Origin of the sequence: Trinickia violacea (assembly GCF_005280735.1) — a bacterium.
In the GTDB taxonomy this organism is placed as follows: Bacteria; Pseudomonadota; Gammaproteobacteria; order Burkholderiales; family Burkholderiaceae; genus Trinickia_A; species Trinickia_A violacea.
On the sequence record NZ_CP040077.1, the window covers coordinates 737698 to 762877 of the forward strand.

24 protein-coding genes are annotated in these 25180 nt (G+C 58.6%); 11 read left to right on the forward strand and 13 right to left on the reverse strand.

From position 1 onward, the window contains the following. Positions 1-50 precede the first annotated feature (50 nt). From FAZ95_RS03355 to FAZ95_RS03365, 3 genes are all read left to right on the forward strand, one after another. Complete coding sequence (locus tag FAZ95_RS03355; RefSeq protein ID WP_137331146.1) at positions 51-386, forward strand: hypothetical protein; 336 nt, start codon at positions 51-53, stop codon at positions 384-386. Positions 387-574: 188 nt separating this feature from the next. Then, on the forward strand, positions 575-847 hold the full coding sequence (locus FAZ95_RS03360; protein WP_137331147.1) for a DUF1488 family protein: 273 nt from the start codon (positions 575-577) through the stop codon (positions 845-847). Between the two features lie 104 nt (positions 848-951). Then, complete coding sequence (locus FAZ95_RS03365) at positions 952-1179, forward strand: hypothetical protein (RefSeq protein ID WP_137331148.1); 228 nt, start codon at positions 952-954, stop codon at positions 1177-1179. A 689-nt stretch (positions 1180-1868) separates the two neighbouring features. On the opposite strand, the gene FAZ95_RS39895 is transcribed toward FAZ95_RS03365, so the two are convergent. From FAZ95_RS39895 to FAZ95_RS03405, 7 genes are all read right to left on the reverse strand, one after another. Beyond that, the gene (locus tag FAZ95_RS39895; protein ID WP_137331150.1) at positions 1869-2120 is read right to left on the reverse strand and encodes a hypothetical protein; all 252 of its coding nucleotides are present in this window, start codon (positions 2118-2120) and stop codon (positions 1869-1871) included. A 417-nt stretch (positions 2121-2537) separates the two neighbouring features. After that, positions 2538-3104 (reverse strand): TIGR01841 family phasin, encoded by a 567-nt coding sequence (gene phaP / locus FAZ95_RS03380; protein ID WP_137331151.1) that lies wholly within the window; start codon positions 3102-3104, stop codon positions 2538-2540. Positions 3105-3475: 371 nt separating this feature from the next. Then, the gene (locus FAZ95_RS03385; protein ID WP_137331152.1) at positions 3476-3685 is read right to left on the reverse strand and encodes a hypothetical protein; all 210 of its coding nucleotides are present in this window, start codon (positions 3683-3685) and stop codon (positions 3476-3478) included. A 518-nt stretch (positions 3686-4203) separates the two neighbouring features. After that, complete coding sequence (locus FAZ95_RS03390; protein ID WP_137331153.1) at positions 4204-4725, reverse strand: hypothetical protein; 522 nt, start codon at positions 4723-4725, stop codon at positions 4204-4206. Positions 4726-4960: 235 nt separating this feature from the next. Continuing rightward, on the reverse strand, positions 4961-5533 hold the full coding sequence (gene phaP / locus FAZ95_RS03395) for a TIGR01841 family phasin (protein ID WP_137331154.1): 573 nt from the start codon (positions 5531-5533) through the stop codon (positions 4961-4963). Positions 5534-6418: 885 nt separating this feature from the next. Continuing rightward, a complete protein-coding gene (gene hfq, locus FAZ95_RS03400) occupies positions 6419-6664 on the reverse strand; it encodes an RNA chaperone Hfq (protein ID WP_175425509.1) in 246 nt (81 codons plus the stop codon). 77 nt (positions 6665-6741) lie between these two features. Next, complete coding sequence (locus tag FAZ95_RS03405) at positions 6742-6951, reverse strand: hypothetical protein (protein ID WP_137331155.1); 210 nt, start codon at positions 6949-6951, stop codon at positions 6742-6744. 699 nt (positions 6952-7650) lie between these two features. On the opposite strand from FAZ95_RS03405, the gene FAZ95_RS03410 reads away from it, so the two are divergent. Beyond that, the gene (locus tag FAZ95_RS03410) at positions 7651-8184 is read left to right on the forward strand and encodes a Uma2 family endonuclease (RefSeq protein WP_137331156.1); all 534 of its coding nucleotides are present in this window, start codon (positions 7651-7653) and stop codon (positions 8182-8184) included. A gap of 515 nt (positions 8185-8699) precedes the next feature. On the opposite strand, the gene FAZ95_RS03415 is transcribed toward FAZ95_RS03410, so the two are convergent. After that, positions 8700-8900, reverse strand: a complete 201-nt coding sequence (locus FAZ95_RS03415) for a hypothetical protein (protein ID WP_137331157.1) — start codon at positions 8898-8900, stop codon at positions 8700-8702. A gap of 348 nt (positions 8901-9248) precedes the next feature. After that, a complete protein-coding gene (locus FAZ95_RS03420; RefSeq protein WP_137331158.1) occupies positions 9249-9563 on the reverse strand; it encodes a hypothetical protein in 315 nt (104 codons plus the stop codon). A gap of 87 nt (positions 9564-9650) precedes the next feature. On the opposite strand from FAZ95_RS03420, the gene imuA reads away from it, so the two are divergent. From imuA to FAZ95_RS03450, 6 genes are all read left to right on the forward strand, one after another. After that, positions 9651-10358 carry a translesion DNA synthesis-associated protein ImuA gene (gene imuA / locus FAZ95_RS03425; protein WP_137331159.1) on the forward strand — a complete coding sequence of 236 codons (708 nt, stop codon included), beginning with the start codon at positions 9651-9653 and terminating at the stop codon, positions 10356-10358. Then, complete coding sequence (locus tag FAZ95_RS03430) at positions 10288-11757, forward strand: Y-family DNA polymerase (RefSeq protein ID WP_175425510.1); 1470 nt, start codon at positions 10288-10290, stop codon at positions 11755-11757. Before imuA ends, FAZ95_RS03430 begins: the two co-directional genes overlap by 71 nt. Positions 11758-11763: 6 nt before the next feature. Continuing rightward, a complete protein-coding gene (locus FAZ95_RS03435; protein WP_137331160.1) occupies positions 11764-14913 on the forward strand; it encodes an error-prone DNA polymerase in 3150 nt (1049 codons plus the stop codon). Between the two features lie 75 nt (positions 14914-14988). Continuing rightward, on the forward strand, positions 14989-15948 hold the full coding sequence (locus tag FAZ95_RS03440; protein WP_137331161.1) for an SOS response-associated peptidase family protein: 960 nt from the start codon (positions 14989-14991) through the stop codon (positions 15946-15948). A gap of 155 nt (positions 15949-16103) precedes the next feature. After that, positions 16104-18518, forward strand: coding sequence for a hypothetical protein (locus tag FAZ95_RS03445; RefSeq protein ID WP_137331162.1), 2415 nt, complete (start codon positions 16104-16106; stop codon positions 18516-18518). A 729-nt stretch (positions 18519-19247) separates the two neighbouring features. Then, positions 19248-20162 (forward strand): H-NS family nucleoid-associated regulatory protein, encoded by a 915-nt coding sequence (locus FAZ95_RS03450; protein ID WP_137331163.1) that lies wholly within the window; start codon positions 19248-19250, stop codon positions 20160-20162. 113 nt (positions 20163-20275) lie between these two features. Here the strand turns inward: FAZ95_RS03450 and FAZ95_RS03455 are convergent, their stop codons facing one another. From FAZ95_RS03455 to FAZ95_RS03470, 4 genes are all read right to left on the reverse strand, one after another. Further along, positions 20276-20743, reverse strand: coding sequence for a Mov34/MPN/PAD-1 family protein (locus FAZ95_RS03455; RefSeq protein ID WP_137331164.1), 468 nt, complete (start codon positions 20741-20743; stop codon positions 20276-20278). Further along, the gene (locus FAZ95_RS03460) at positions 20740-22515 is read right to left on the reverse strand and encodes a ThiF family adenylyltransferase (RefSeq protein WP_217497424.1); all 1776 of its coding nucleotides are present in this window, start codon (positions 22513-22515) and stop codon (positions 20740-20742) included. The genes FAZ95_RS03455 and FAZ95_RS03460 overlap by 4 nt, the downstream gene beginning before the upstream one ends. A 7-nt stretch (positions 22516-22522) precedes the next feature. Beyond that, complete coding sequence (locus tag FAZ95_RS03465) at positions 22523-23440, reverse strand: cyclic GMP-AMP synthase DncV-like nucleotidyltransferase (protein ID WP_137331166.1); 918 nt, start codon at positions 23438-23440, stop codon at positions 22523-22525. A gap of 119 nt (positions 23441-23559) precedes the next feature. Then, positions 23560-24681 carry a CBASS cGAMP-activated phospholipase gene (locus tag FAZ95_RS03470; RefSeq protein WP_137331167.1) on the reverse strand — a complete coding sequence of 374 codons (1122 nt, stop codon included), beginning with the start codon at positions 24679-24681 and terminating at the stop codon, positions 23560-23562. 132 nt (positions 24682-24813) lie between these two features. Between FAZ95_RS03470 and FAZ95_RS03475 the strand changes: the two genes are divergently transcribed. Further along, the gene (locus tag FAZ95_RS03475) at positions 24814-25161 is read left to right on the forward strand and encodes a helix-turn-helix domain-containing protein (RefSeq protein WP_137331168.1); all 348 of its coding nucleotides are present in this window, start codon (positions 24814-24816) and stop codon (positions 25159-25161) included. Positions 25162-25180: the final 19 nt, after the last annotated feature.

The window sequence follows — 25180 nt, forward strand, 5'->3', positions numbered from 1 at the left end:
CCGACCAGCCTGGGTGTCGCGAAGCTCACTCGAAATACACGGAGACATACATGCGCGATGTGCCATCCATCGAACCATCCTTTTATCTTGTCGGCGAAAGGACGCTGCGTTTTCTTGCGCGCGATGCCGGGGACCCGGGCGCTGCGCTCGCTTATTGGTTGGAGGTAGAGGAACCGTCGTGCGAACCCAACTTCTTCGACGCCACGCAAGCGTTGAGTCCACTCATGCAGCTCGTTCTTCCCGACGAACGCCCTGGCGTCTTTGTGAACCGAAGCGCGGTAGATACCGTTCTGGATTTCGGCGTCGTGAAACGGATTGTTTTCAAGGACGGGTCGTGGCTTGATGTTCGATACTCCGGCCCAAGCAGCGACCTCTACTACCAGTAATCGGCGCCGCCGAACATCTGAACATTGCGCGAGAACCGCTGCGCCAGCCGTGACTATCTCTCGCATCAACACGCTCCGTTTGAGCATCAGACAAAAGCCGGTGATATTCCGCTCCTTTCGTTGAGATTTTTATGGGGTCTCCAGTACGATATGGGTAACCCGATAATCAAATTTGACGAGTCGTGACCGTGGAAGCCCTCGAAGCACCGCCGAGCCTAGCACCGGACAATCGGAGCGTGATATTTACCCTTTCGATTCACGGACGTGAAGCCGAGTGTTCTGTCTTACGTGAGGCACTTGAACAGCACTTCTGGGTGCAACCAGGAGCCGGTGACGCACGCATTCTCAAAGCGTTCGCAGATGGCCGCAAACGTATCACTGCCGTAGCAGAAAGGAAGCTGCGCGCACACTCCGACGAACAGATTGTGTTGACCTCTGCTGATTTCGAGGTGCGGACGTAACGCGCCGAAGCCGCCAGGCTGTGTGTGCCCTGGAAACGAAACCACGACGGTGATGTCAATATTGGCCAGGACGTTGCAGTGAGGGCTGCGCTGGTGGCAGAGGCATGACGACACGAAACGGGGTTTCGCCGGAAGCCATTGCGCTCGAGCGAATTGCCACTGCGGCGCGTGAAGTGCAGGCCGCGTCGGCTGTACTAGAACAGCGCATCGGCAGCACGCCACGCGCACAGCCATCGACGCTAGAACTCGCGCGCTTCGCGGCGGCGATGCAAGAACTGCTTAGTGCGCGCGAAGAATTCGACCGCGTCATGGTCAACTCGCCGCCTCATTAACGGGCCGGCAACGGGGAAGTCCGTCGTGCTTTTCGGTGTGTGCCTCGAACGCGACATCGGATTCCGCGCGAGAGCGGCGTTGCATCGCTAACGGTCTGTTACCGAATGCATACGTTGGTTTCAGCTATTCACGAATTCCGTCCGTAGACTCTAAGCTTTCCGTCGCCATGGCGAATCTTGACGCCAGACTGGGGCTGCGATTCCCATGCTGTCAGTCGTTGTGCAGCCGGCCGGTCCGTCACGTCGCACACGATAGGAGTGACTGATGACACAAACACGTTGCCTGCGAGTCATCGCGCAAGTGAGGGGTATTGAAATGTGCGTCGACTATAGCTCGGCGACGGGTCGCCTTCGCCTTCTGCGCGATGGCGCTATGCTTCACGAGTGGTTTCCGCCGAATTCGTGGATTGCCATCGCCTCGGTGAGCGGAGCTCGAAACTGGGGAACACGTCCGAATTCTGATGAGCTTCGTGCGCTACTCGAGAGTCATGTGTCAATGTTGTCGACCGGCGATGCCTAGAGCGCGGATTGAGGCACGGTCCACATATCAGCGGTGGACCCAAATTCCTGGATTCCGGACTATCGTGCCTTTGCGGCGGCCGCACGACACTCGACGACCCAGCCTGCTTCGGTTTGCCGCGTCGCACGCGCTTCTCTTATCCTAGACGAAGCCACTGGGTGCAGCACCGTCACACGCCAATGCGTCCTGTGGTCGATTTCTGCATGTCGGCCGCGGGTGGAAACACGTGCCAAGTGCTGTCATCGTGCCGAAAGAAGAACAGCACGCGCAAACCGGTCGGTGAGGATGTCTCGACACACACATAACGCGTCCGGCCCCAACGTGTTCGGCCAAATTCGGTCACGTGAACTGCTGAAGTGGGCGCCGGCGCAAGCCATTTTTCGACCTGATAGCGAAGCGACCTATTGTCCGTACTCCTCATGTTCAGCTCCAGCGAGTCAGAGGCAGCACCAGTTAGACCCGGTGCAGGCCGTGACCGAATACGGATAACTTCCGTGCAGGCCCCAGACTTTTTCAGTTGAAACAGTGATGAAGGTCCAGCATGAACTTGCGCGTCGGTGCGTCGCGGTCGCGTTACAAACGCCGGAAGGCGCCGGTCTTGTCGCAGGTTCTCGCTGTCATTTCCTCAAGGTCGACCGCAACTACAAAGGTGACCTTTGGCTTGTGAATTCTGAAATTGGATATTTCGGCAAGCGTGAACTCCAGAATGTGTCATGCTGAGGCCGATAGCTTCGCGACGTTGTCTGCGGCGCGTTGGTTATCGCTAAAGAAGGAACACTCGAAAAAGCGAGCTGGGCTCGCTTTCAACATTTGAAGGCGATGGACGACGTCAGCTACGCTACTTTTTCTCATCCGTTTCGGTTTGTTCAACGTCCGGCCTGGCGGACCTTGTTGGAGCATCGAGCGCGGCACTGACGTTGTTTTCAGCAGTCTCCACGGCCAACTTCGCGGCCTTCCGTGCCGCTTCCGACGCCGAACTGACAGTTTCCATAACAGACCTCGACGCAGACAGGACGGCTTCACTCCCAGTCGGGGCGTTCTTTGCGAGGTTGTCGATGAACGCTTGGACATCGCGCGGGTATCGGTTGAACTGGGCTTCAATAGTCTCAGTGAATTCGGCTTGGGCGATGGCTGTGATTTCGTAAACGTGCCGCCAGTATGACTGCGCTTTTTCTACTGCTAGTTGCACCTGACTTGCCTGCAGCGCAAGCAACTCTTGCAGGTCTTTCACCGATAACGCCTTGGCTGCGATTTCCTGATTTTCAGCAAGGGTTGATTTAAATTCCTGTCGGTTCAGACTGACGAACTTTTGAAAGCCTGCGATAGCTTTGTTAAGGAGCCCAAACGTCCTATCGAGACTCGCTTTCTGCGTGGCTACGGTTTGTTCGAGGTCGAGACTGCTCATCACTAACTCCATCGGGGTGGGTGGTGAATGTCCGAAAGACCGCTGAACGGAATGACGAACGACGAGTTAAGATACGAACAATTGGTGCAATGCAGCGAAATCCCATTCTAGAGCCGGGACTGCGAATGTCAATCGCTTGTTGCGCACGGGTGCTAAGCGGAGTGCGAGAGCAACCATGAGAACCCCGCCAGTGTTGAGGCTCGGCCATATTCGGGGGAAACCCTGCTACCCGTCAATCTGTCGAAGTTGACGGTGAATTTATTTCTCTGGATTGTGCGATGCGGCAAAAAATGCAGGTGCCGGACTGCAAAAGCCGCTTCGGAGCGCTGTGGCGCTGAACGCCGAGACGCGTTGTCTTTGTGAACAGGTTCTTAGGGTGCGGTCAACCCGAGACGTTGAAGTAGCGCCTCGCCCTCGGAGGTCAATCTCAATTCGGCATCGGTGGAAGTCGTTCGCACGACTTCCACCAAACGTTCCTGCCGAAGCGTGAGCGCTTCGGGGTCAGCGAGCGCCACTTGCGCGGGCGCGCTGAACAACACCAACAGCATTGCAATCTCGTGGTGACTGAGCGGTTTCTTCATCAGGCGTCTCCATGATAGCTGCGCACGCAGCCTATCGTGCTCGCGCGATGGCGAGCGACGGCAGAAGATAAGCGCAATACGGGGAACGCAGGACTATAGCGTCGCCACATGACATTGGAGTGACCTCTGTGTATCCGGGCACCCGAAAACCGCTCTGTTTTTGCCGACATCAGAATTGGCGTCTGAGTCAGTCGCCCACAGGGACATCAACCGTCGGGATTCCGCGTTCGGGGCCAGTCTGTACCCGTGTACGACGTGTGCCGGCGCAGACAGCTGGTCGGGATAGCAGGGGGCGGGAGAAATGAAAGAAGATGACTGCAGCGATTTATGGTTGATGGTGCGGCTCAGTCTCCCGCGGTGCGATGTCCGAGGTATGAATTCAATAATCCGCTGATGTTCTGTGTTCCGACGAGATTGGCGCTATGCACGGAGAAGAAGAAATTCGGCGGAATGAATCGCAGGAGTTCGTTCATCGAGCTTGCGGACATGATGCTGGGAACTGATTAGCAGGAGTCGCTTCAGGACGTCGAGCCTGGCTGAGGCCAAGGCCACCCTTTCTTTTCGTCGGCCGCATCCCACTCTGTAAGCGGAGCAGCTTCGACCGACGCGTCGACCGGACTTGCGTCGTCAGCGCCAGCGGGCACCGGTTCTTCTGAAGTTCCGGGTTTCATCTCGGGAAGTCCGGTCCCAAACCAGCTTACCTTCGTCTGCATGTTGGCGACGTACGCCTTCCAGCCTGCTGGATTACCGTCAAACAGGTCGTGCTGAATGGTCGACGCAAGCACATTGCGGTTGAGCTCCGTCTCGAGCAGTTCCTTTGGCCACAGGAAGAGCGCGCTCGCGACCCGTGTCCCGAACTCGGCCATGGTCATTTGCGGGGCAAGCGCCTGGAGATACCCGAAGTCCTGCAACGAATCCTGCTCCTTCGCAAGTTGAGCCACCGGCGCATCCGGCCGCCCCGTCTTGGTCAAACAGCTCAAAGCTTCGAGCATGTCCCCGAGGTGAAGCAGCAGTTCTCGTCTATCGAATCGGTCATCCATCGCAGTTGCTCCATTCATTGGGCCCCTTCAGCCATGCGCCGTGACACGGTCTCCCTAGGTGTGCTGGTTTCGGACGTGAACCGGGTAACAGACGTGGACGGACATCACGTGCGCCGGAATGAGCGGCCGGCGCTCTCGAGAGTTGGGCTCGTCCGGTAGCGGCTACAGCGCAGTGTGGCCAGGCGGGTAAGCTGGCTGCGCTGTGCGACGACGTCGGGTTCGACGTTCCTTCAAATTATTGCTTCGCCGCCTTCGCCGCTTTCTCGACTACCTGGTCGGCCGCTTCGGTCACCTCCGATGCGGCTTTCGTTGCGGCCTTCACGTTACTTTGCGCGACTTCGACGGCCTGCTTCGTTGCCCTTTGCACGCTTTCCTGAGCAGTGTCGGCCAGCGTGATAGCTTGTTTCAGAAATGCGATTGCGGCTTCCGAGCCGACCGGGGCGTTTTGAGCGAGATTCTCGACGAACGATTGAACCTGGTGACTGACCTCCTGGTACCGCGCATTGACGACCTCTGCCAGTTGCGTTTGGGTGGACGACGCAATCTCGGCAACCTGACGTTCGTACGCCAGGACCTTCTCCGCCGAGGGCAGCGCGAGCGCGTCTTGCAGACCAGTAACTTCCTGGCTGTTCTGTTTCGGCAGCCCGTCTTGCACGCGTTGATACCAATCGGCAAGCGCTGTTTTCGCCGTATCCAGATTCAGTCTCATGAGCTTTTCCTCGCCCTCCAGCATGCTACCGGCCAGGCCGAAGAAGAAGTCAAGATTTGCTTGCTGGGCTGTAGCAGCCTGTGCCTGAAAATCAGCCATGTTCGCCTCCTGAAAATGTGTGCCCAACGCCCGGCATGTTCGGCAACGGTGACCAACTGATGAAGCACGTCGCATGGAAGCTCCAGTGTCGGCTACATTTTCGATACCGGCTCAGCAGGCGTATTGGTCTCGGCCGCGATTGTCCGTACAACGTCCTCGGCGCTGGGCTGCGTAAGGGCCCTCCGCGGACGTCGACAGATGCAAGAGCTGCAAACAACGAAGATTCCATTACAGGACGGTAGCGGTCGGGATGCCAATTGAATCGGCCTATCCGGAGCATCCTTGACGAAGTGTTTCTTTTCTCGCCGCCACCCACTGGATGCGCTTGCGCCCCTTATTGCGATGACGCTCGCCCGGCGACCATCATTGCGATGTGTGACGAGCTCGCGGAACAGCACGTGGCTCTTTTCCACGCAGGCCGATATTCCGTCGTTGGAACTTCCCGGACCGCCTGGAGACCAAAGCGAGATGATGCCAAACAGGACCGAAATCGTGTCACACCTACGTAGCTCGAAGTACTTACGTTTGGCCGGGACGAGTTACGCGGAGCATTGCACTCCATGAATCGACGTCTGAATCTTGATGTACATCTGCAAGGCACTCTCAAACACAACGGCTCCAGGCGGGCCTTTGCGGCACGGCTGGACATGACCATCAAGCGCGCAAAGGTGACCTCCGGTCGGGTGGCCAGGTCACTCGGCGTCGCGGAACACGAGGTGACCCTTTGGCGCGCCGGAGTTACTGTCCCGAAGAGTACGGATTGTGAGCGCCTTTCTGAACTTCTCCACGTGGACGTCGCGTGGCTATGCGCAGGTCAAGAGTAGGCCACAGCGATGTCATCGCAGTTCTCATCGGGCGGGAGCTCGCAAATTGTTTGGCTCGTCGCTATTCACCGGCGCGTCCGCTCGGGTCGCGAGCCGAGCTCCTACCATTGACCGGCATCACGGTCGAAATGGCATGTTTGAAAACAAGTTGCACGCTTGGACCAGACTCCAGCAGAACTGCAAACTGGTCAAAGCCGGCCAGTTGACCGCTCAATCTGATGCCGTTCACGAGGAACACGTTTACGGTGGTCTTGTCCTTTACGAGCGCCTGCAGAAAGTCGTCTTGTACGCAGGGGGCGGCGGTCATGTTCTGAGGTCAATGCGATGGACCCCTCGATTGTAGCGCCGATACCTGAAGCCACCAGCCAGTCCAGAGGGAGTGTGTTACTGCGACTCGAGGGCGTCGAGGCGCGCTTGCGCAGTGTCGTCCGGGTGTTGGTCGTGGTACGCATCGGACAACTGTAAGCATAACTGAGCAAGTGATGCCAGGTCCATGGCCTGGTCTGCGTGCTCGACCTCTCCTGCGTTGAGTACGTCATCGAGAACCGGAGCGAGACGGCGCAGCAGCCGGAAAGTGGCGTCGTCAAGTTTCATGTTGGAACTCCTGTAGTCAGCGGGCAGAGCGCGCCCGACCCGCACCAATGCGTTGCCCGGGCGTGTTTCGCCGGGCAAAGTTGCAACGAATTCCTGGTGTGTAGCGGCGTGAAGGGCGCACAATACGCCGCACTGGCACGATGGTAGGCGAGCAGCGGAATTCAAGATTGTCGCGGGCTCAGGCAAGGGTCCTGTTGCTGGGTGGACTCCCGCTCACTCGCGGGCGTCTCCCCCTAGCTCAGTCGAGCGTTCGCTTCGGCCTTCGCAGGAGACGAATCTCCACCGACGGCGCACGCGACTGGACGCGCTGGGCGTCCGTTGGTACAGCCGCCTCCATAGCGGCTTCCTCTGCTGCCAAGCGCATTGTATTCCGGGTCGCGACCGCCCTCGACACCCCGCAGTCACGGGTGCGATTGACGCCGCCCAATGTCCTTCCGAGACCTCGTGTATCGGTTTTCATCACTTTACTCCTGTTGCAGTGCACACTGAATCTAAGAAACCACCTCAGCATTAGGGAAAAGAGCCCCATAGAGCAAGGACTTGACCGCATGCATGTGGGGTCCTCAATGCTCGACGATGGATGCTAGCCCTCGTAAATCCTGGCTCCAATTGTGCGCTGCACAGCGAGAAACAAGTGTTTTATGTTGTTAAACGGCAAATAGAGGGTATACGCTTAGGTAAATTCCCTGCTAAACGAATATGGACACACCCATCGTGCTGGACCGCAACGGATTGCTTGCTGCATGGCATCGCCTCGTCCCGACAGCGGAGGGTGCTATGCGCGACCGGTACGAGTTGAACGCGTTCGGTGAGGTGGTGGTGAATGGTTGCCCGTCGGGCACGCGCCAGTTGGCCTTCACGGACATTTACTGTCAGCTGGCCGACCAAATGGGTCATCTGGCCGCCATGTCAGTGCCTGTTGTGACGCCGTCATTTGGCATCCGGGTCCCGGACGTCGTATGGATGCCGCCCGAAAAGTGGGACGGTCTCGACCGGGACGGCCCGGTGCCGTTTGTCCCCGACCTCTGTGTTGAAGTGCTCCTCGATAGCGACCTGCCGCGCGAGATGGGACGTAGAGTCGCGTCGTACCTGGGAGGCGGCGCCAAGGAGGTAATTGTCGTCAGACAGGATGGGGCGATTGAGTTTTGGGGACCCGAGGGGCGTCGTCAAGCGTCCACGTTCGCGATAACGCTGTCGGTCGAGCCCGTCTATTGCCAAGCAAGTGTAGGGTGAGCGCCGTCGATTTATGCCATCGAGCGGCGGAACGGATAGCGACAGAGGCCCGGGACGCCAGACGCTGGGGCGAAGCAGTGAGAGCCGAGGCAAGCAACCACTAACCAGGCCGCCCAACAATCGCGTGGCGTTGGCTCAGACTGATTTTAAGGGAATTTTAAAGAGGGGCGGTTCGCAAAGTCTTGTCGGGCTTGGGCCGGCCTACCCCTATATACCGAAGTGCAACAGCAAAGACATTTTGCCGGGTTGCGGGCGGAAAACATAGGGTTTATACTGATTTCGTCTCCTCCATGTCTCCTCCTGATATGGATTCAACCCGCCGCTTGGCGGGTTTCTTTTTTTCACCAGATTTCGCGCGCGGGCCCAGCCCACTTCCGACATCAGCGGCGCGGCTCGCAATGCGCTCAGTATCGTCATCCCGAGCGTCAGCGTCGATATCGATTCCCGAAGATGCTGTTCCCGCCAAGACACCGGTCGTGCCGAATGCAGCTTGCCGACGGCTCTCTCCGTCGAACTCAACCGTGGTTGTCTACCCAGGCGCGGCACCAGTTGAGACTAACAAGCTCTGCCTCGTCCTCCGTCTCGACAACGCCCAGCACCCCCGACGTCTCAACGAGTTTGTTGTTTCGTGTGATGGTGCCGCTGGCGGCATACCCGTGGCCCTGCCGGATGGCATGGCCCCAGATTGCATATTCCTTGTAATGCTCCGCTTCCATCAGCGGGCTACCTGCGGCTGAGCGCCTTGTGTCCCGACGCGCAAGACATTACCTTCGGGCGTCAGCAAAGGCGGGAGGTTCTGTACCCGGGGGGCTGTACTGATGGGAACGGTGTGTGCCACGTGTGCATGCTTAATCGGTTTCGGGGCGCTGGCCATGTTGCAGGTTGGTTTCAACTTTGCCGAGCGGTCTACCGACACTCGGCGTGATGCCGGCTTGTGAGACGTGTGGCTGCTGGCGTGCGGCGTTTGCCTTGCCTCTGGCGGGTTCCAAACTTCGACCACATGTTCACCAGCATTGGCGATGGAAGCGCCTGCCAGCAGCGTCACACCCAAAATTCGCCACATCTCAGCTCCCTACCTTCAAGGCAAATTCAGTTACTTGACTGCACCGGACGTCCTGGCCGATGCATGCGCCGTTACAGCCCGCGCAATAGTGCCGGTCATGCAAGCGATTGTCTACCGGCCAGGCATTCTGACTAGGTGGGCTGGCGGTTCCTACAGACCGCCCGTTTTCGCGTGCGAAAAAGGTCGGTTCGCCCGCCTTCCCGAGTTGCACCGCTTCGTCGATGGTCGCATCGCCGAACGCGGCCTTCAGGCCCGCGATAAATGCCGCCAACTCAGGCATCGGGTGACCAACCGGCTTGCGAACACGGGTATCCATGAGGACAGGCTCCCAAAAAGTGCCAGTTCACTACCGGCGATTTTGGGATAGGATACTGTATAAATATACAGGTGTCTTGCACTACCTATGGCCGCAGTTCCAGTCCATGCCGAAGAGATTCACCCGTCGCTGTGGCGAGCCTCGCAGCTCGCACGCGGGCGTGGGCGCACCGTGGAAACGGGCTATGCCGCCCTGTCCGCCGAGCTGCCCGGTGGTGGCTGGCCAGTCGGCGCGTTCGTCGACTTGTTGGTCCAGCAGGCGGGCGTCGGCGAGGTGCGGCTCCTGCGGCCGGCGCTCAGCGCGCTTGGCGAGCGGCCCATCGCGTTGGTCCAGCCGCCGCACCTCCCGGACGGACTGGGCCTGAGCTATATCGGCCTGTCGCTCGAGCGATTGCTGCGAGTGAAGGCACCGAAGACGTCCGATGCCCTTTGGTCCGCCGAGCAGATTTTGCGTGCGGGTAGCTGCAGCGCACTGATTTTCTGGACACAGTACGCGCAGGCGTCATCACTTCGACGTTTGCACCTTGCAGCGCAGTCGTCGGAAACGCTTTTCGTGATGGTGAGGCCTCTTGCCGCCGCCCAGGATTCGTCGCCGGCGCTTTTGCGGTTGGCGCTAAGACCATCGGCCGACGGCTTAACTGTCGATATCGTGAAACGACGAGGGCCCTCTCGCGCAGAGCCCTTATCAATTCCCCTCCAACCAACACCCGTTTTGCTTTCCCGACATGCGCGTCTTTCTCGCCGTTCATCTGCCGAAGCTGCCGCTCGAAGCATTCCGACCGAAGTGGTCGCCTGAGCCGGCTCACGGGAGTGCTGTGCTTGAGAAAGACAAGGTTGTCATCGCGGACAGCGCGGCTCGCGCGGCCGGCGTGCGTGTTGGGTTGAAACGCGGTGGGGTGCTCACCCTGTCTCCCGAGACGGAGATGCACGAGCGTGACGCGGGTCGCGAAGCCGCTGCGCAGCGTGAGGTAGGCGTGGCCTTGATGCGATTCTCGCCGGAAGTTGCGTTGCTTGATGAAGCGACAGTCGTTGTGGAGGTCGGCGCGAGCCTGCGTTTGTTCGGCGGCCTGCTCGCGCTATGCCGCGAAGCAAAGGCGGTGCTGGCGACGCTGGGATTTACGGCGCGCGTCAGCGCGGCTCCTACCGGTCAAGGCGCATGGTTGCTTGCGAAATACGGGAACCGTCGAGTGCTGAAATTGGCTTCACTCGAGCAACGGCTGTCCGTGTTGCCGATGATGGCTGTACCGGAGGTTCGCCCGTTCGGAGAGTGGTTCTCCGGACTCGGCTGCGAGACCATCGCCGACGTAAGACGTCTGCCACGCGCCGGCTTGCAGCGGCGATGCGGTGAACATCTGCTTGATTCGCTCGACCGCGCGTTCGGCACGGCCCCGGAACTGTTCGACTGGCTCGAATTGCCGCCAACTTTCTCGGCGCGCATTGAGATGCCCGACCGCCTCGAGCATGCGGACGGCGCAGTCTTTGGTGCGCATCGACTTGTTGCACAGCTGTGCGGATGGCTTTGCGCCAAGCAACTTGCGGTTACAGCGATAAAGCTCCTGCTGGAACACGAGCGTGGGCGCCATGCCATCGAACCAACGACCATCGACATTGCGTTGGGGGAGCCGACATGGAGAGAGGTGCACCTCATCCGGCTACTAAAGGAACGGCTGCATCGCATCGAGCTCACTGCGCCAGTTATCGCATTGCGTCTCGATGCATCCAAAGTCGAACCCGCAGCACCGGCTTCCGACACGCTTTTTCCGGAGCCGGGAGGGTCCAGCGAGGACCATGCGCGGTTGCTTGAGTTGCTCGTCGCGCGGCTCGGTGAAGAGAATGTGCTTCGGCCCGCACCGACGGCTGACCACCGGCCTGAGATAGCCAATCGGTGGGTGCCGGTGACTCGGCAATTGAAGCAAGAAGCGCTTCCTGAAGGTCTTCCCAGGCCGACCTGGATGCTGGACAAACCGGTGCGCCTATTGATGCGCCAGCACCGCCCGTTTTACGGTTCGCCGTTACGCATGGTGTCGCCCGGTGAACGCATTGAGGCCGGGTGGTTCGGCGGCGAACTGGTTACGCGCGATTATTTTGTCGCTCAGGCGGAGGACCAGAGCTGCTACTGGATTTATCGTGAACGCGTAAGCAGCCGGGACGTGGAGGAAGAGCCGCGCTGGTATTTACATGGCCTCTTCGGATGATGTGTCATGGACACGACCTTCAATGTTCTGCCGGCGTACGCCGAGCTGTTTTGCTTTTCCAACTTCACTTTTCTGCATGGAGCCTCCCATGCGGAGGAACTGGCCGAGCGCGCGGCTCAGCTAGGCTATTCGGCGCTGGCCGTGACCGATGAATGTTCGCTGGCGGGCATTGTGCGCGCGCATGTTGCTGCCAAGGAAGCGAAGCTACCGCTTATCGTCGGCTCCTATTTCCGGCTGGAGAACGCCGACGGGTCGCCCGCCTTCGGGCTCATTCTGCTCGCTAAGAATCGCGAAGGATACGGCAATCTCTGCGAGTTGATTACGTTGGCCCGCACGCGCGCGCCGAAGGGTGAATACCGCCTCACTCCGCAGGACCTCTCCCGACCCGACAAGGAAAACCGGCACCTGCTCGGGATGCCAGATTGCATCGCCATTCTCGTGCCGGACTTTCCTGCGAAAGAAGATGTTCTCGCGACGCAAGTCGAATGGCTCGATGACACGTTCACGGGCCGAGCTTGGGTGGGGCTGGTGATGCATCAGCGCGCGATGGATGACATCCATCGAGGCTCAGTCGAATTCGTCGCCCGCAACCAGGACGTCCCGGTCGTAGCGTTGGGTCATGTGGTTATGCATGTGCGCTCGAGAAAGCCGCTCCAAGACACTATGACCGCTATCCGCGTCGGCAAGCCTGTACATGAATGCGGCTATGACCTCGCGCCGAACGCCGAGCAGCACTTGCGTTCGAGGTTAAGGCTTGCCAATTTGTACCCGGACGAAGCACTCGCAGCAACAGTCGATATCGCGAGTCGCTGTACGTTTTCCCTGGATGAGTTGCGCTATGAGTACCCAGATGAACTCGTGCCACTGGGCTTCACGCCGGCGGCGTACCTGCGGCAAGAGACGTACATCGGTGCACAGCGACGTTTTCCATCGGGCATCCCGAACGCGGTGCAGGAACAGATTGAGCACGAGCTCGAGCTAATAGCGGACCTACAGTACGAGCCGTACTTCCTTACCGTATATGACATTGTGCGGTTTGCGCGCAGCCAGCACATCCTGTGTCAGGGCCGGGGCTCGGCCGCCAATTCTGCGGTGTGCTACTGCCTGGGCGTGACAGAGGTCGACCCGGCGCGCGGCAATATGCTTTTCGAGCGTTTCATTTCGAAGGAGCGCGGCGAGCCGCCCGATATCGATGTTGACTTCGAGCATCAACGGCGAGAAGAAGTAATCCAGTACATCTACAAAAAATACGGTCGTGACCGCGCCGCAATCGCAGCGGCCGTTTCGACGTATCGGCCCCGCGGCGCTTTGAGGGAGACCGGCAAAGCGCTGGGCGTCGACCCGCAAATTGTCGATGCGGTAGCTAAAAGTCATCAATGGTTTGATGGCAAGCGGGACCTCCTCAGGCGTTTTACTGAGTCCGGCCTCAACGCGGAGACGCCGCTCATTCAAGCGTGGGCATCGCTCGCGTCGCAGTTGCTCGGATTTCCGCGTCACCTGTCCCAACACTCCGGCGGCTTTGTTATCAGCCGGGGCAAGCTCACGCGTCTCGTACCGGTTGAGAACGCTGCGATGGTGGACAGGTCGGTCATCGAGTGGGACAAGGATGACCTCGAGTCACTTGGCCTGTTGAAGATTGACGTACTGGCCCTTGGGATGCTGTCAGCAATTCGTCGCACGCTGGACCTGGTATCAGACCAGCGTGGCGAGCGGTTCGAGATGCAGGACATACCTGCCGAGGACCCGGAAACGTACGAGATGATTTCGCGTGCGGACACCGTCGGCGTGTTTCAGATTGAATCGCGCGCGCAGATGAGCATGCTGCCAAGGCTCAAGCCTCGCACTTTTTATGACCTCGTCATCGAAGTTGCCATCGTGCGTCCTGGACCTATTCAGGGCGGTGCAGTGCATCCCTACCTTCAGCGTCGCCAGGGATTTGAACCGGTGACATATCCTAGTGATGCGCTCAAAACTGCGCTGGGAAGAACATTAGGTGTACCAATTTTTCAAGAGCAAGTCATGCAGGTTGCCATTCTGGCTGCAGGTTTCACCGCTGGGGAAGCAGACCAACTTCGAAGGGCTATGGCTGCATGGAAGCGCAAAGGTGGCCTGGATAAATACTATGACCGCATAGTCAACGGCATGCTCGAACGCGGGTACGACAAGACATTCGCGGATGGTATCTTTCAGCAGATTCTCGGCTTCGGTGAGTATGGGTTCCCTGAAAGTCACGCGGCCAGCTTCGCACTGCTCGTTTATGCCAGCAGCTGGCTAAAGTGCCACGAGCCGGAAGCGTTTCTCGCAGCGATGTTGAATTCGCAGCCGATGGGCTTTTACTCGCCATCACAACTGGTCCAGGATGCGAAGCGGCACGGAGTCCAGGTACTGCCGGTGGACGTCACGATAAGCGGGTGGGATTCATCGCTCGAGCGCATGGGCGGAGCTGAGAAGCCTGCCGTCAGGCTTGGCTTGTCGTTGCTGCGAGGTATGCGGGACGGCGCCGCGGAGCGTATTGAGAATGCGCGAGCCGTGCGACAGTTCACGACGGTGCTAGACCTTGCAAGACGTGCTCAACTGGACCGTCACGACCTGCAGGTGCTTGCCGCGGCGAACGCGCTGTCTTCTCTTGCAGGCAATCGACGCGAGGCTTTGTGGCAGTCGGTCGCGGCCGTACCCGACAAGGACATGCTCGCGGCAGCGGTTTTGGAGGATGAGACACCGGAGCTCGGAGCACCATCGGAAGCCCAAGACATCGTCGGCGACTATCAGTCTATGGGGCTTACACTCGGGCGGCATCCGCTGGAGCTATTAAGGCCGCAGTTGCAAGCAATGCGGCTAATGCCAGCAGCGACGCTGAATACATACCGCAACGGCCGGCTTGCACGAGGCTGCGGCATCGTCACGGTGCGGCAGCGTCCCGAGACTGCAAAGGGCGTCATCTTCCTCACGATTGAGGACGAGACGGGAAACGTGAACGTTATAGTGTGGCCAAAGGTGCTAGAACGGTTCCGCAGAGAAGTCCTCGGCGCCTCGTTGCTTGGGGTATTGGGCGTCTGGCAGTGCGAGGGCGAAGTTCGGCACTTGGTGGCGCAACGACTCATTGACATGTCACACCTGCTCGGGGAACTCCCGGCTGCCAGCAGGAATTTCCACTGACGTTTTCTATGGTGCAGCCCGACTCAGCGTAAATCAGTGCGCGAGTATCATGGAACTCCGAACACGGAGGTGCGTATGTGCTACTCGGCTCAAATTCAGGCGGACTACCGCAAGTACGTAAGAATGTTCGGTGCTCATATGGGCATTCACGAATTCGCACAGTTGTTCTTTGAGCGCGCAGAGGGTAGCAAGACGAAGATACCGAAAGCGATGGAGGATGCTTTCGCCAACCCTCAGTCGGACGAGGAGTGTGAAATCAAGGCTCTCATCGACAAATACAACACCCAGCAGGTAGCGACGCTAGAGCGGGACTTGTTTAAACAACGGGCACGCCTTGCCGACGCGGAACGCTCGTTGCAAACCAAAGTAACGAAAGCCGCGACTGAGAGCCAGCGCATCGCAACAGACAAAATCGAATGGACCCTCGGCAAGCTTGAGGACATCCGACGTACGTCGCCCAAGGCACGCGATTCGCGCATCTTTCCGGGCCACTACGCCCCGATTCTTGTAGTTGAAAATGGCCAGCGCGTCGTGAAACCGATGCGTTACCAGTGTCGCATTGCTGGCAAGCCGGCGAACTATGACGTGAGATTTCCAGGCACCTACAATGCGCGTCGTGACAATCTGGGCGGCTTTTGGAAGCCACTTTTCGGCTACTCGCATGGGATTCTTGTCGTCAGTTCGTTCTATGAGAACGTGAGCAGAGCGAAGATGGAGGGACGAGAACTCGCGGATGGCGAAAAGGACGAGAACGTCATTCTTCAGTTCGAGCCCCAACCGACGCATGACATGCTCGTTGCGTGCCTCTGGTCCTGTTGGACTGGAAAAGGCGAACCCGACCTGTTGTCGTTCGCCGCAATCACGGACGAACCACCGCCAGAAATTGCAGCCGCAGGACACGACCGCTGCATCATTCCCATCAAACCGGAGAACGTCGACGCGTGGCTGAATCCGGATGCGTCGGACTTGGCGGCACAGTATGCGACTCTTGATGACCGGGACCGGCCATACTACGAGCACCGACTGGCTGCGTGAGGGCCGTCTCCAGCCGTCTTTGATTGAATTGAATTGAAGCGTGAAAATCTAATAGGCACCGAGGGCTGTCAGGCAGTCGCCTTATAGTTCGCCGCCGCTGGAAACCGGCATCACGGAATAGAATGAAGGCCGCGAAAAGCTAGACCGGGGGTTTGATGACAGGCATCGAAGAGGCCGCAACACGGCTGGGTACGAAGCCTTGGACCGCAGAAGCGATTCGGTCGGAGTTGCCCGTGCTTCGGCCGCTCGTTGCCGCGGATTTAGCGTGGCTTAAGAGGACCATTGAAGATTGCTTCAAATCGGGCAACGCCAGGCGAACCGAGGACCTGCTATGTCTGGCACTGCTGCACGCGGAGGAGCTTGTCCTTGGGAAAATAAGAAGTTGGGGGCATTTTCGTGCGAGTCGATATGGGTATGACGGCGCGTTTCTAATGCGAGTACTGACCAAGGTCACGAGCCGGGTCGGTGGAGACATGACCGCTGATGGCCTTGCATATTTGCAATCAATCATCGCTCTTACTGTGCTCTCGAAAGAAGCGGTGCATGTAAGGACTAGGCTGACGGCGACCCTCCGCGAAAAAAAATCGATAGCCCTTAAAAGCGCATACGCTGAACTGGACCTAGCGTTCCAGATACTGGAGATGAGCGGGCGAGACCCAACATCGACCGACCACAGCATTGAGGAACTCGGCGAGGGGCTGTCGCTCCTCACGTACCTGTATTTCGAGTGTGTGACAGTTGAGCCGTACAATTTCGGGCTGGTAGATGAAGATGGATTGAGGTCTGGCTTGTACCGCCGGATGCTCGAGGACGCAATGTTGTTGCGGCAGATAGGTGAAGCCGAGACGCTGGTTGATGCCTATGGGTATGTGGCAAGCGCGAGCGACGGGAGAATAACCGTCCGTGCACGTGACGAGCGACTTGAGCAGAGTATCCGACTCGGCTATATTCAGTTCGCGCTTTCGAGTATTTTGATATCGCAACAATGGCGGGCGGTCCACGCAGACTTACCGTCTTGTGGCGAGTTCGTCGACGCTTTGCGGGCTCGCAGCAGCCGACGTTGGCTGCGGCTTCTTATGCATCCTATCCCCCGTTACGCCCTGATGGTTCCAGGCTCCCCCTCGCTGCGGGAACAGTTGAGTGCAACTCCGTTCAGGGAGGAGGTGGTTCAGGTCGAAACCACTGCGTACAACATGTTCTGCAAGCCGGAGGAGCTGCTCGGTCTGAAGCTGAAGAATGGCTTACCGGTTGAAGAAGCACGGCAGGTGCAGCGTTACGTCGATATCTTGAGAACGCTGTTCTGGAGAGAGCTTGGCGGATTGCACGCACTTGACGAGCCGATTTCCATGCGAAGCCGCATTCCCGTTTTCAGCCGGGAAGACCTCAAAAAACTCCTGTCGACTTGCGTCCTCCCCGAGTACGTGGACAGGGTCATTGACGCGTTATCTCATTCCCGACAACGCGAATACTTCTTCGACATTCAGTACCGGCCGATTCTTGAAGTAGACGGGCGGTACATTGTTCCGCTGAACATACTTGGGATGTCAAATGTCTTCCGCAACCTGCTCCAGAGCACGGAGACACGAATCCAGTGGCCGAACGACAGGGACCCGGTTCAAGTCATGCTTGGAGCAGCGCTGAAGACTGCCGGCTTCCGGGCGCTCGCGCCATTGAAGACGAGACACGAAGGCCGTGAGCTCGACATCGATGTATTGGCGATGAGGGGTGACACGCTCTATCTTTTCGAATGCAAAAATCCCATTCATCCAACAGGCATTCATGAACTCCGGAGGTCGCTCAACTACGCGCAGGACGCGGCGGGGCAACTGGACCGGGCGGCAGCGGCATTCCAGGACAAGGAAAAGCGAGCCCAATTATTTCAACGGCTTGGCTGGGTGTGTCCACCGCAGCTGCGCATCAGGACTTGCGTGATGATGGGAAACCGGATGCTTAATGGCTGGACAGTAGGAGGTCATCCGGTTCGCTCCGTCCGCGAGGCCGTGCGCCTGCTTGAGACCGGAACTGTCGGCATATTCGACCGAGAGTATCGAACCTGGAAAACGCGACACGCAACGAAAGTGGACCTGGATGAGTTCCTGTCAGAGGATTCGTTCGCGGTGCAGTCGCTGCGACTGATGGAGTCAGTACAGCGTAGTTATCAAATCGGTAAGGCATCGTTGACGTTCAACACATTCGCGCTCGACCTCGTCAAGCTCACCTTCGCCACAGATTCCACATTGCCGAGGGCCAACCTTCGGGTTCCTTCGTTGCGACGCGCTCGGCATCCCGAGCGGACCAACATCCGCCGACGCCCGTCGATACGCAAACCACCGCGGCATTACTTTGGCGTCACTGAGTTGGCGACCTGGTTGGGCCGTCCCGCACGAACCGTGCGAAGGGATGCGAATCGCGAGCCTTTGCGGGTTCCGCCGATGGCCGGTCCTCATGGGCGCCGCGCGTTGCGATGGGACCGCGCTGTTGTCAGGAAGTGGTTCGGGATTGAATCCGACGACGCGTTCCAGCGAGAGCTGGCGCGCAAATTCCGGGACGCCAAGGCGGCAAGGTCATAGACATGAGCAAGAAGGTAACGCCAGGCCGCCGTTGCTAACTTGAGGCTTGCATCCAAGGATGCGGCCACGCCGTGGTGGCCGTCATCCGCGGTCTCGGTAAAACGTCTAGCGCGCACGACTAATGGCTTCTCCTGGGCAGGCCGTGAGACTCCCCGCTCATGACAAGTGAGTCCCATGATGCATCAACTCAGCCATCAGGCTCCCACGTGCTGTCCATCATCCATACGGAATCCATGCTTCGTCGCCCCTAAAGATGAAGATGGGGGTGCCGCCTGGGCGTTCACTATCGAATATGTTGGGGAAAACAAATGACCGATGCGGCGTCCGGGTCGGGAGAATGAACAGTCGTTCGGCGTGTACGTCAACGACTGCAATTTTCCGCTCGTATTTGACTTCCATCCATTCAACTACGAAGAAACTCGAGCATGGGGACCATGCGAAGAGTCCAGCCCAGGCAAGGCCGGGAACGCGAGTCCCGTTCACCAATATCTGGTGATACGAGTCTCCGTGCGGCGGCTCTCCTGCATAGGGAAGAAGCACAACAACTTTGCCGTCGGGGGAATGGATTTCGAAATCGTCGTAACCGAACCATACGCCCGTACCGTCGGCTGGCATTCTATTTAGGGTGGTCGTCATTGAGATGAGTGGCCTTTCGCTCAGCAAAGTTATGCGCGTGCCATGGTGCCTATGGCATAGTGCGGACATTCATCACCCACACCGGGAGTCCATATGGCAACACTAGAACAGATTCAGGCAAAGATGAAACAATTGCAGGCCCAAGCCGATGCTCTGATTTCAAAGAAAGCTCAGGCGGTGGTCGACCAAATCCGAGCGCTGATGCTCAAACATGGTTTGACCACGGAAGATATCGAAGCCAAAGCGAAGGCAAAGCGGGCGGCAAAAGGGCTGACGGTCGGCGCGGCCGCGAACAAGACGAACGCCGCCACAGGCGAAAAAGCCAAAGTCGCACCTAAATATCAGCATCCCAAAACCGGCGCTACTTGGACTGGCCGCGGACGGGCTCCCGCATGGATTGCTGAGGCTAAAGACCGGAATAAATTCTTGATTGCAGGCAGTGCTGAAGCGACTGTCGCGGCGACCGCCGGAACAGCGAACAAGGCAAAGACTGCGGTCAAGAAGACGGTGTCGAAGGCTGTTGGTTCGGGTGCTGGAAAGGGGCAGCCGAAAGGTCGGCAGCCGGCGCTCTACCGTGACCCCAAGTCCGGTGCGGAGTGGAGGGGACGTGGACGTGCGCCGGCTTGGCTGGCTGGTGCCAAAGACCGTTCGAAGTTTTTGATTGATTCCACCGCTGCGGTTGCGGCCGATGCAACTGTTGCGAGCAAGACGAAGCAAGCGACCAAAAAAACCACGCCGGTTGCGAAGAAGGCGTCCGCCAAGACTGTAAAGGCGACCACGGCTCCGGCGGCGAAGAAAGCTGGCGCCAAGAAGGCTGTCAGCGCAAAGCGGGCTGCGCCTCAAAGCGCGGCATCCAAGAAATCGGCTGCCAAGAGAGCGGCGCCGACCGTAAAGAAGACTGCGACCAAGAAGGCATCGGCGACGCAGGCTGTTGTCGCCAATGGCACGGTCGCGAAAGCGGAAGTCGCCACAGCGCCGGAAAATCTAGCTGCTCAAGTGACGGCATAAAGGAGCAGTGAGAAGTTGATGAGCGGTTCCATCGGTTCTTAGACTCCGCAGGTCTTGTTCCAATGACACTGGCCGGCACAGTAAGACAGTCGCGACCTGCCGCGTCGCGACAATCACTCGACCAGCTTAGCGGGATGCAGACCATCCTCCGAGACGCTGCCGAACCAAATCCCTTCTGCTGTCTCGCTCGTTCCCACAATGAGCATCATCATGCAGTTCAAGTCGTGCTTTGAATTGCCGTATATCCCCTGAATCTTATCGATATCGGCTGACGACGGCTCAGGGAACGACTCAGGATGCGAATGCCAGTCGCCGACGTAGTGTAGCCCGTCGGCAAACAGCGCTTCTATCTCCTGCTGCTCATCACGCCGGGAAGGCCAGAAGAACGTCCTCCCACGCCGCGACTTCGTCGTCGGCTCTGTCGCGCATAGAATGACCATCCGGTCGGCGTCAAAGCGCGCGAACAGTTGGCCACCCGCTTCACTTGACGTGGCCTTTATTTGACGATAACGGTAAAGCGTATCCAGCACGTCGTCGGTCAGTTCAACGTGCCCGAAGGCTGTTAGATAGCACTTACTCATTGCGGGCTAACAGCCTCATTCGACGGCGGGACGAGTTGATGCCGGTACACCTTCTGGAAGCCCGGGCCGTCGAAGACCAGCGGACGCCAGAACGGCTTAATTTCGGCGCCCGTCTTCAACAGATTTTCGTACTGTCCAATCCACGTCCATGTTTGCCCGGTCGTGACCTCGCTCGTCGCAGTTGCAATGGCCAGACTGACAGTCATCGCAGCAACCTCAGCTGAGGCTGCCGCAGAAAATGGTTGATAGAACGCACCACATGCCGCCTCTCGCGGCGTGTCACCCGTCACCTTCGCCACCTGGTAAATCGCTTCACCATACTCATTCAGCGCCCACTGCAGCGATGCGTCAGCCGACACGAAAGTGGCGTGGCCTGCGACCCCATATCGTTCGAGCCACGCGAAGATGGTCGGTGGGACTTCCGCTTCTTCGAGCAAAGCGTTCAGTTCAGCCTCGGAAATCCAGTCGCCGGTCGCACTAATAACGAGGTCAGCCTTCTCAAAAAGCCTTGCGTTGCTTTCCCGCGCGAGCTGCCATTTCGACGCAAGTGCGAGAATTGAATAGTCCACGTATCTCGCAATGATTTCATCGCGCAACGCCTCCGCCTTATTCCTTCCGATGTAATGGGCGCCCAATATGTGCCTGCCGACGTTCTGGTAAGTGAGAGCGTCTCCGTCAATGAGGGTCATCTTGCGCACGCCGGCCTGCGCCAGCAGCATGGCCACCGTCGCGCCCAGCGCGCCACAACCCACCACGACCACATTGAGGTTTTTCACCGCATCAACAGCTTCTCCTGCCGTGCGTCGGACAAGGAAGTCGCTGTCAACTCGAACAACAGATGCGCGCTTGCTAGGAAACCTAGCTTGCGACAGCCTGTTCGTCAGGACGTTCGCTGGAACCCTTACACGGTTGCGCCCAGACAAGAAAGCTTGGCCGCGATTGGGCGGATGCGGGAATTGATGTTGGACCTGCGTGATTGTCGCGCCCATCACCGGCTGACCGTCATGCTCAAAACACCATACAACTACGACGTCTTCGCCGAGGCGAACCGACGTCAATACCATCTCCACTGCTTCCGGGCATCGTCGGAACAGGAGGCGGAGAAGTTCCGCCGAGTTCGACGGATAGTCTTCCGGATAGAGAGGCTCTTTCAAGCGCACGAACGTTGCTTTGCGGACGCTTTGACGCCTGACCGGACGCCCCAGCTTCTTCATCCAGTCTTCAACGCCCTCGGTAGAGTCGGCGACCATCACGCTCTTCGCCACGTTCACGGTGTAGACAGTCCGCGTCTGCACAAAATCGCGAAGCCAGACATAGACGCCGCGCCCTTCCGCGCAGTCCAAGGTCCAGTACGTACCAAACTCGTCGAGATAGTCTTTCCGGTTTGCACCAGTCAGCGCGTCCGAATAGACTTTGACGGCTTCCTCTACGAGATAAACCGCCAACTCGCCCGTGACGGGCAGCCTAATCGGTGTCGACGACGGCAGCAAACAGAACACACCATCGCCTTCGAGATGAGGCATCTCGCACGGTTCAGGGCGCCGCTCGACCGCAATGCGCGGCACCCGGAAGGCGCCCTCCCGCTCCAGAGCGACGATGAGTGGTTCCGGCAGCCCCAACTCTGCTGCCGGAATCCGCCATCCGAGAGTGAATCCCCGATTAGGGTATAGGCGCGCGAGTGCTGGCTCGGTGAGTTCCGAGGTGCCAGGCCAACGTCCGACGAGGGTCTCGAACGTTGGCGACAGAACGCCTTCCGTCACCACCATTGCCATTGCGCTATCAGGCATAGCGTCCTTCGCCGCCCGACTTCACGACCGGCCCAGAGGGTTGACGCGACTCCGTCGAAACGAACTTCGCACTCGCCTTCGCGGCTTCCTCGAGCGATTCAATCTCTTTGTCGAAGTAGTCGGTGCAGAAGAACCACTTCAACGCCTTGAGCGCTTCAAGGTCCGTCGCCTTCGCGTCGCCGAGCGGCGCGAGACCATCAACAGCTTCGTTCAGTTTGTCTCGGAGATTGACCATATTGGCGTCGGAGGCCGTCTTCGTCACGTTCTCGTACTCCGGGACCGGCCGGCTAACTATCAGGTTCCAGCGCAGCCGATTGTGCATCTGCTGCACCGTTTGATAGAGCGCGTGGTCTTCACGGTCTGGATAGCCGCCGTACGGATAGACCTCATTCGTCAGAATCGACAGGACGAAGCCGCTAGGCAAGGACCAGGACGCGCGGCTCTTCGACCACGCCTTCAGCAGGCGCACCAGGCGGCGCATCTGGCGCCCATCGACGACGTCAGGACTCTTCTGTGTGACGTTGTCCTGGAACCATTCGGTGACCGCCTCCGGGTCGGAATGCTTCCAGTCTGCGGCGGCGAGTTCGTACTTCGCCTCGTCGCCCTCGCCAATTTCGCGGTACACGGGCATGTCGATTGTGAAGCCATCCGCGTAGAAGACGCGCACGCAGTTCTTCAGCACTTCCGGAGGACGCTCGAACGCATTGTCGTAGTTCAATGCGTCGCGCACCATGCACTTGGCGTCATAGGCATTGAACTTGCCGCCGCGGTCGCCAACAAGCTTGTCTTCATGAAAAACGACACCGTTGTCGATGTCCGAGGTAATGGAGTTCGACTGGGTCATCGTGTGCATCGCGTATGAACCTTGCTTGACGAACCTGTCGACCTTCGGCTTTTTGTTCCGTTCCAATCCACGCTCCAGCCGCTCTTCGCAGCTGCGCCGGCGATTACGCATATCCGACTTGGTCTCCTCGGTGAGCGCGACCTCACACTTAAAGAAGGCAAGAAGCTGCTTGTTAACATTCGCCATTATTTCTCTCCAGATTCGGTTACGTTCGATGCGACAAGTGGTCGAATACCGCGGAAGAACTCGCGTATGAGTGGCTGTTCCGGATTCTTCTGTGCGGTAGCCGCAGAAATGTTCAGGTCCGCCGCGTCGTGCGCGAGTTTGGTCAGCAACTCCAGCGTTTGCCGACTGGGGTTGTCGAGACTCAGGTGCTTTGCCTGGCCAGTGGGGACATCGGGGTCAATCAGGCGAACATAGCGGACGGGCCGATTCGCTGTGTCCGCAACGGCTTTCGTGACGTAGTGGTACGCGAAGGATTGCGCGTCGAGCGCAACCTCCACAATGCCAAGGCCGCCTTTCCAGCCGAGGAGCCCACGACTCCCATCATGGTCACGAAGCGTCTTACCCTTGAAAGGCGGGCAGGTACTGACCGCCATCAGCTCAATCGGTCGCTCGGGCTCCGCCATCGTGAGCGCCTCGGTCAACGCCACGAGCGAGGGATTGTTCGCCCACAGGCCGCCGTCGGTGAACCAGTTCACCTGGGCCTTGTCTTCCGGCTTTTCGACGCGTTTCAGCGGAAAGACAATCGGCGCCGCGGCCGACGCCATACAGACATCAACCAACTTGTAGTTGTCGTCGCGATGCAGGCGGTTTTCCTGGCGGTCGTGCGGCGTCTTGAACACCCAGGCCTTGTTCGTCTCGACGTTGACCGTTGGAATGCAAAGCGCAATGCCCCGGCGCTCGTACATCTCCTTGACCGTCTCGTCCTTAAGCACGTCGGCTAGTGCTGCTCGAAGCGCCTCAGGTGCGTTTGCGGGCTTGCGCAAATGCCTGTAAATCCAGCTTAACAACCCCACGCCGCCATCGGGGACCGGGTGCTGGAAGATACCCGCCGCCTTGTCGCGAAACAGTCGCGCCACTTCGGTAAGGGAGACGCCCGCTGCCAAGGCGACCGCGAGAATCGCCCCAGTGCTCGTCCCAACAATCATGTCGAACTGCGCACCCAAGTCGAAGTCCGGCACCGGGGCCGCATGGTCCTGGGCTGCAAAGCGGCGCGACAGTTCCGCAAGAAGAACAGCGGTGTACAGGCCCCGGACGCCACCGCCGTCGAGCGAAAGCACACGGTAGGGATTACTTTCAGTCATTCTTCTTATCGTCGGCAGTTTCGACCGTAAGGACTTTAAGCTGAAGGAAGGTTGACTGTCAATTAATCACCGTTACAGCGCCAAATATGGCGTGTTATCGTGCCTGATAAACGTTATCCACAGGTTTTCGCCATGAGCAACTATGAGATATCCAGCTTCGATAGTATGAGCGACATAGAGATAACCCTGGCAATCGGCGACCGTGTACGCGCTGAGCGCATCAGGCAGAACAAGTCCCAGTTGGAGTTTGCGAGGGTGGCCGGCATCCCACTGAGGACCTACCAGCGATTCGAGCGGGACGGCTCGGGCACCATCGAGACGTTGGTAGCAGCGCTACGTGCGTGTGAACGCTTACGAGGGCTGCAGGTCGCGTTGCCACAGCCAACATTGCCGGAGCGGCAGACGCCGTTATCTCGACTGACGCCACCTCGCGTACGCCGCAAGCTCAAACTCGAAGGCGAGGATGATGTAGACCGCTAGTGTGTGACGCGCAATAACC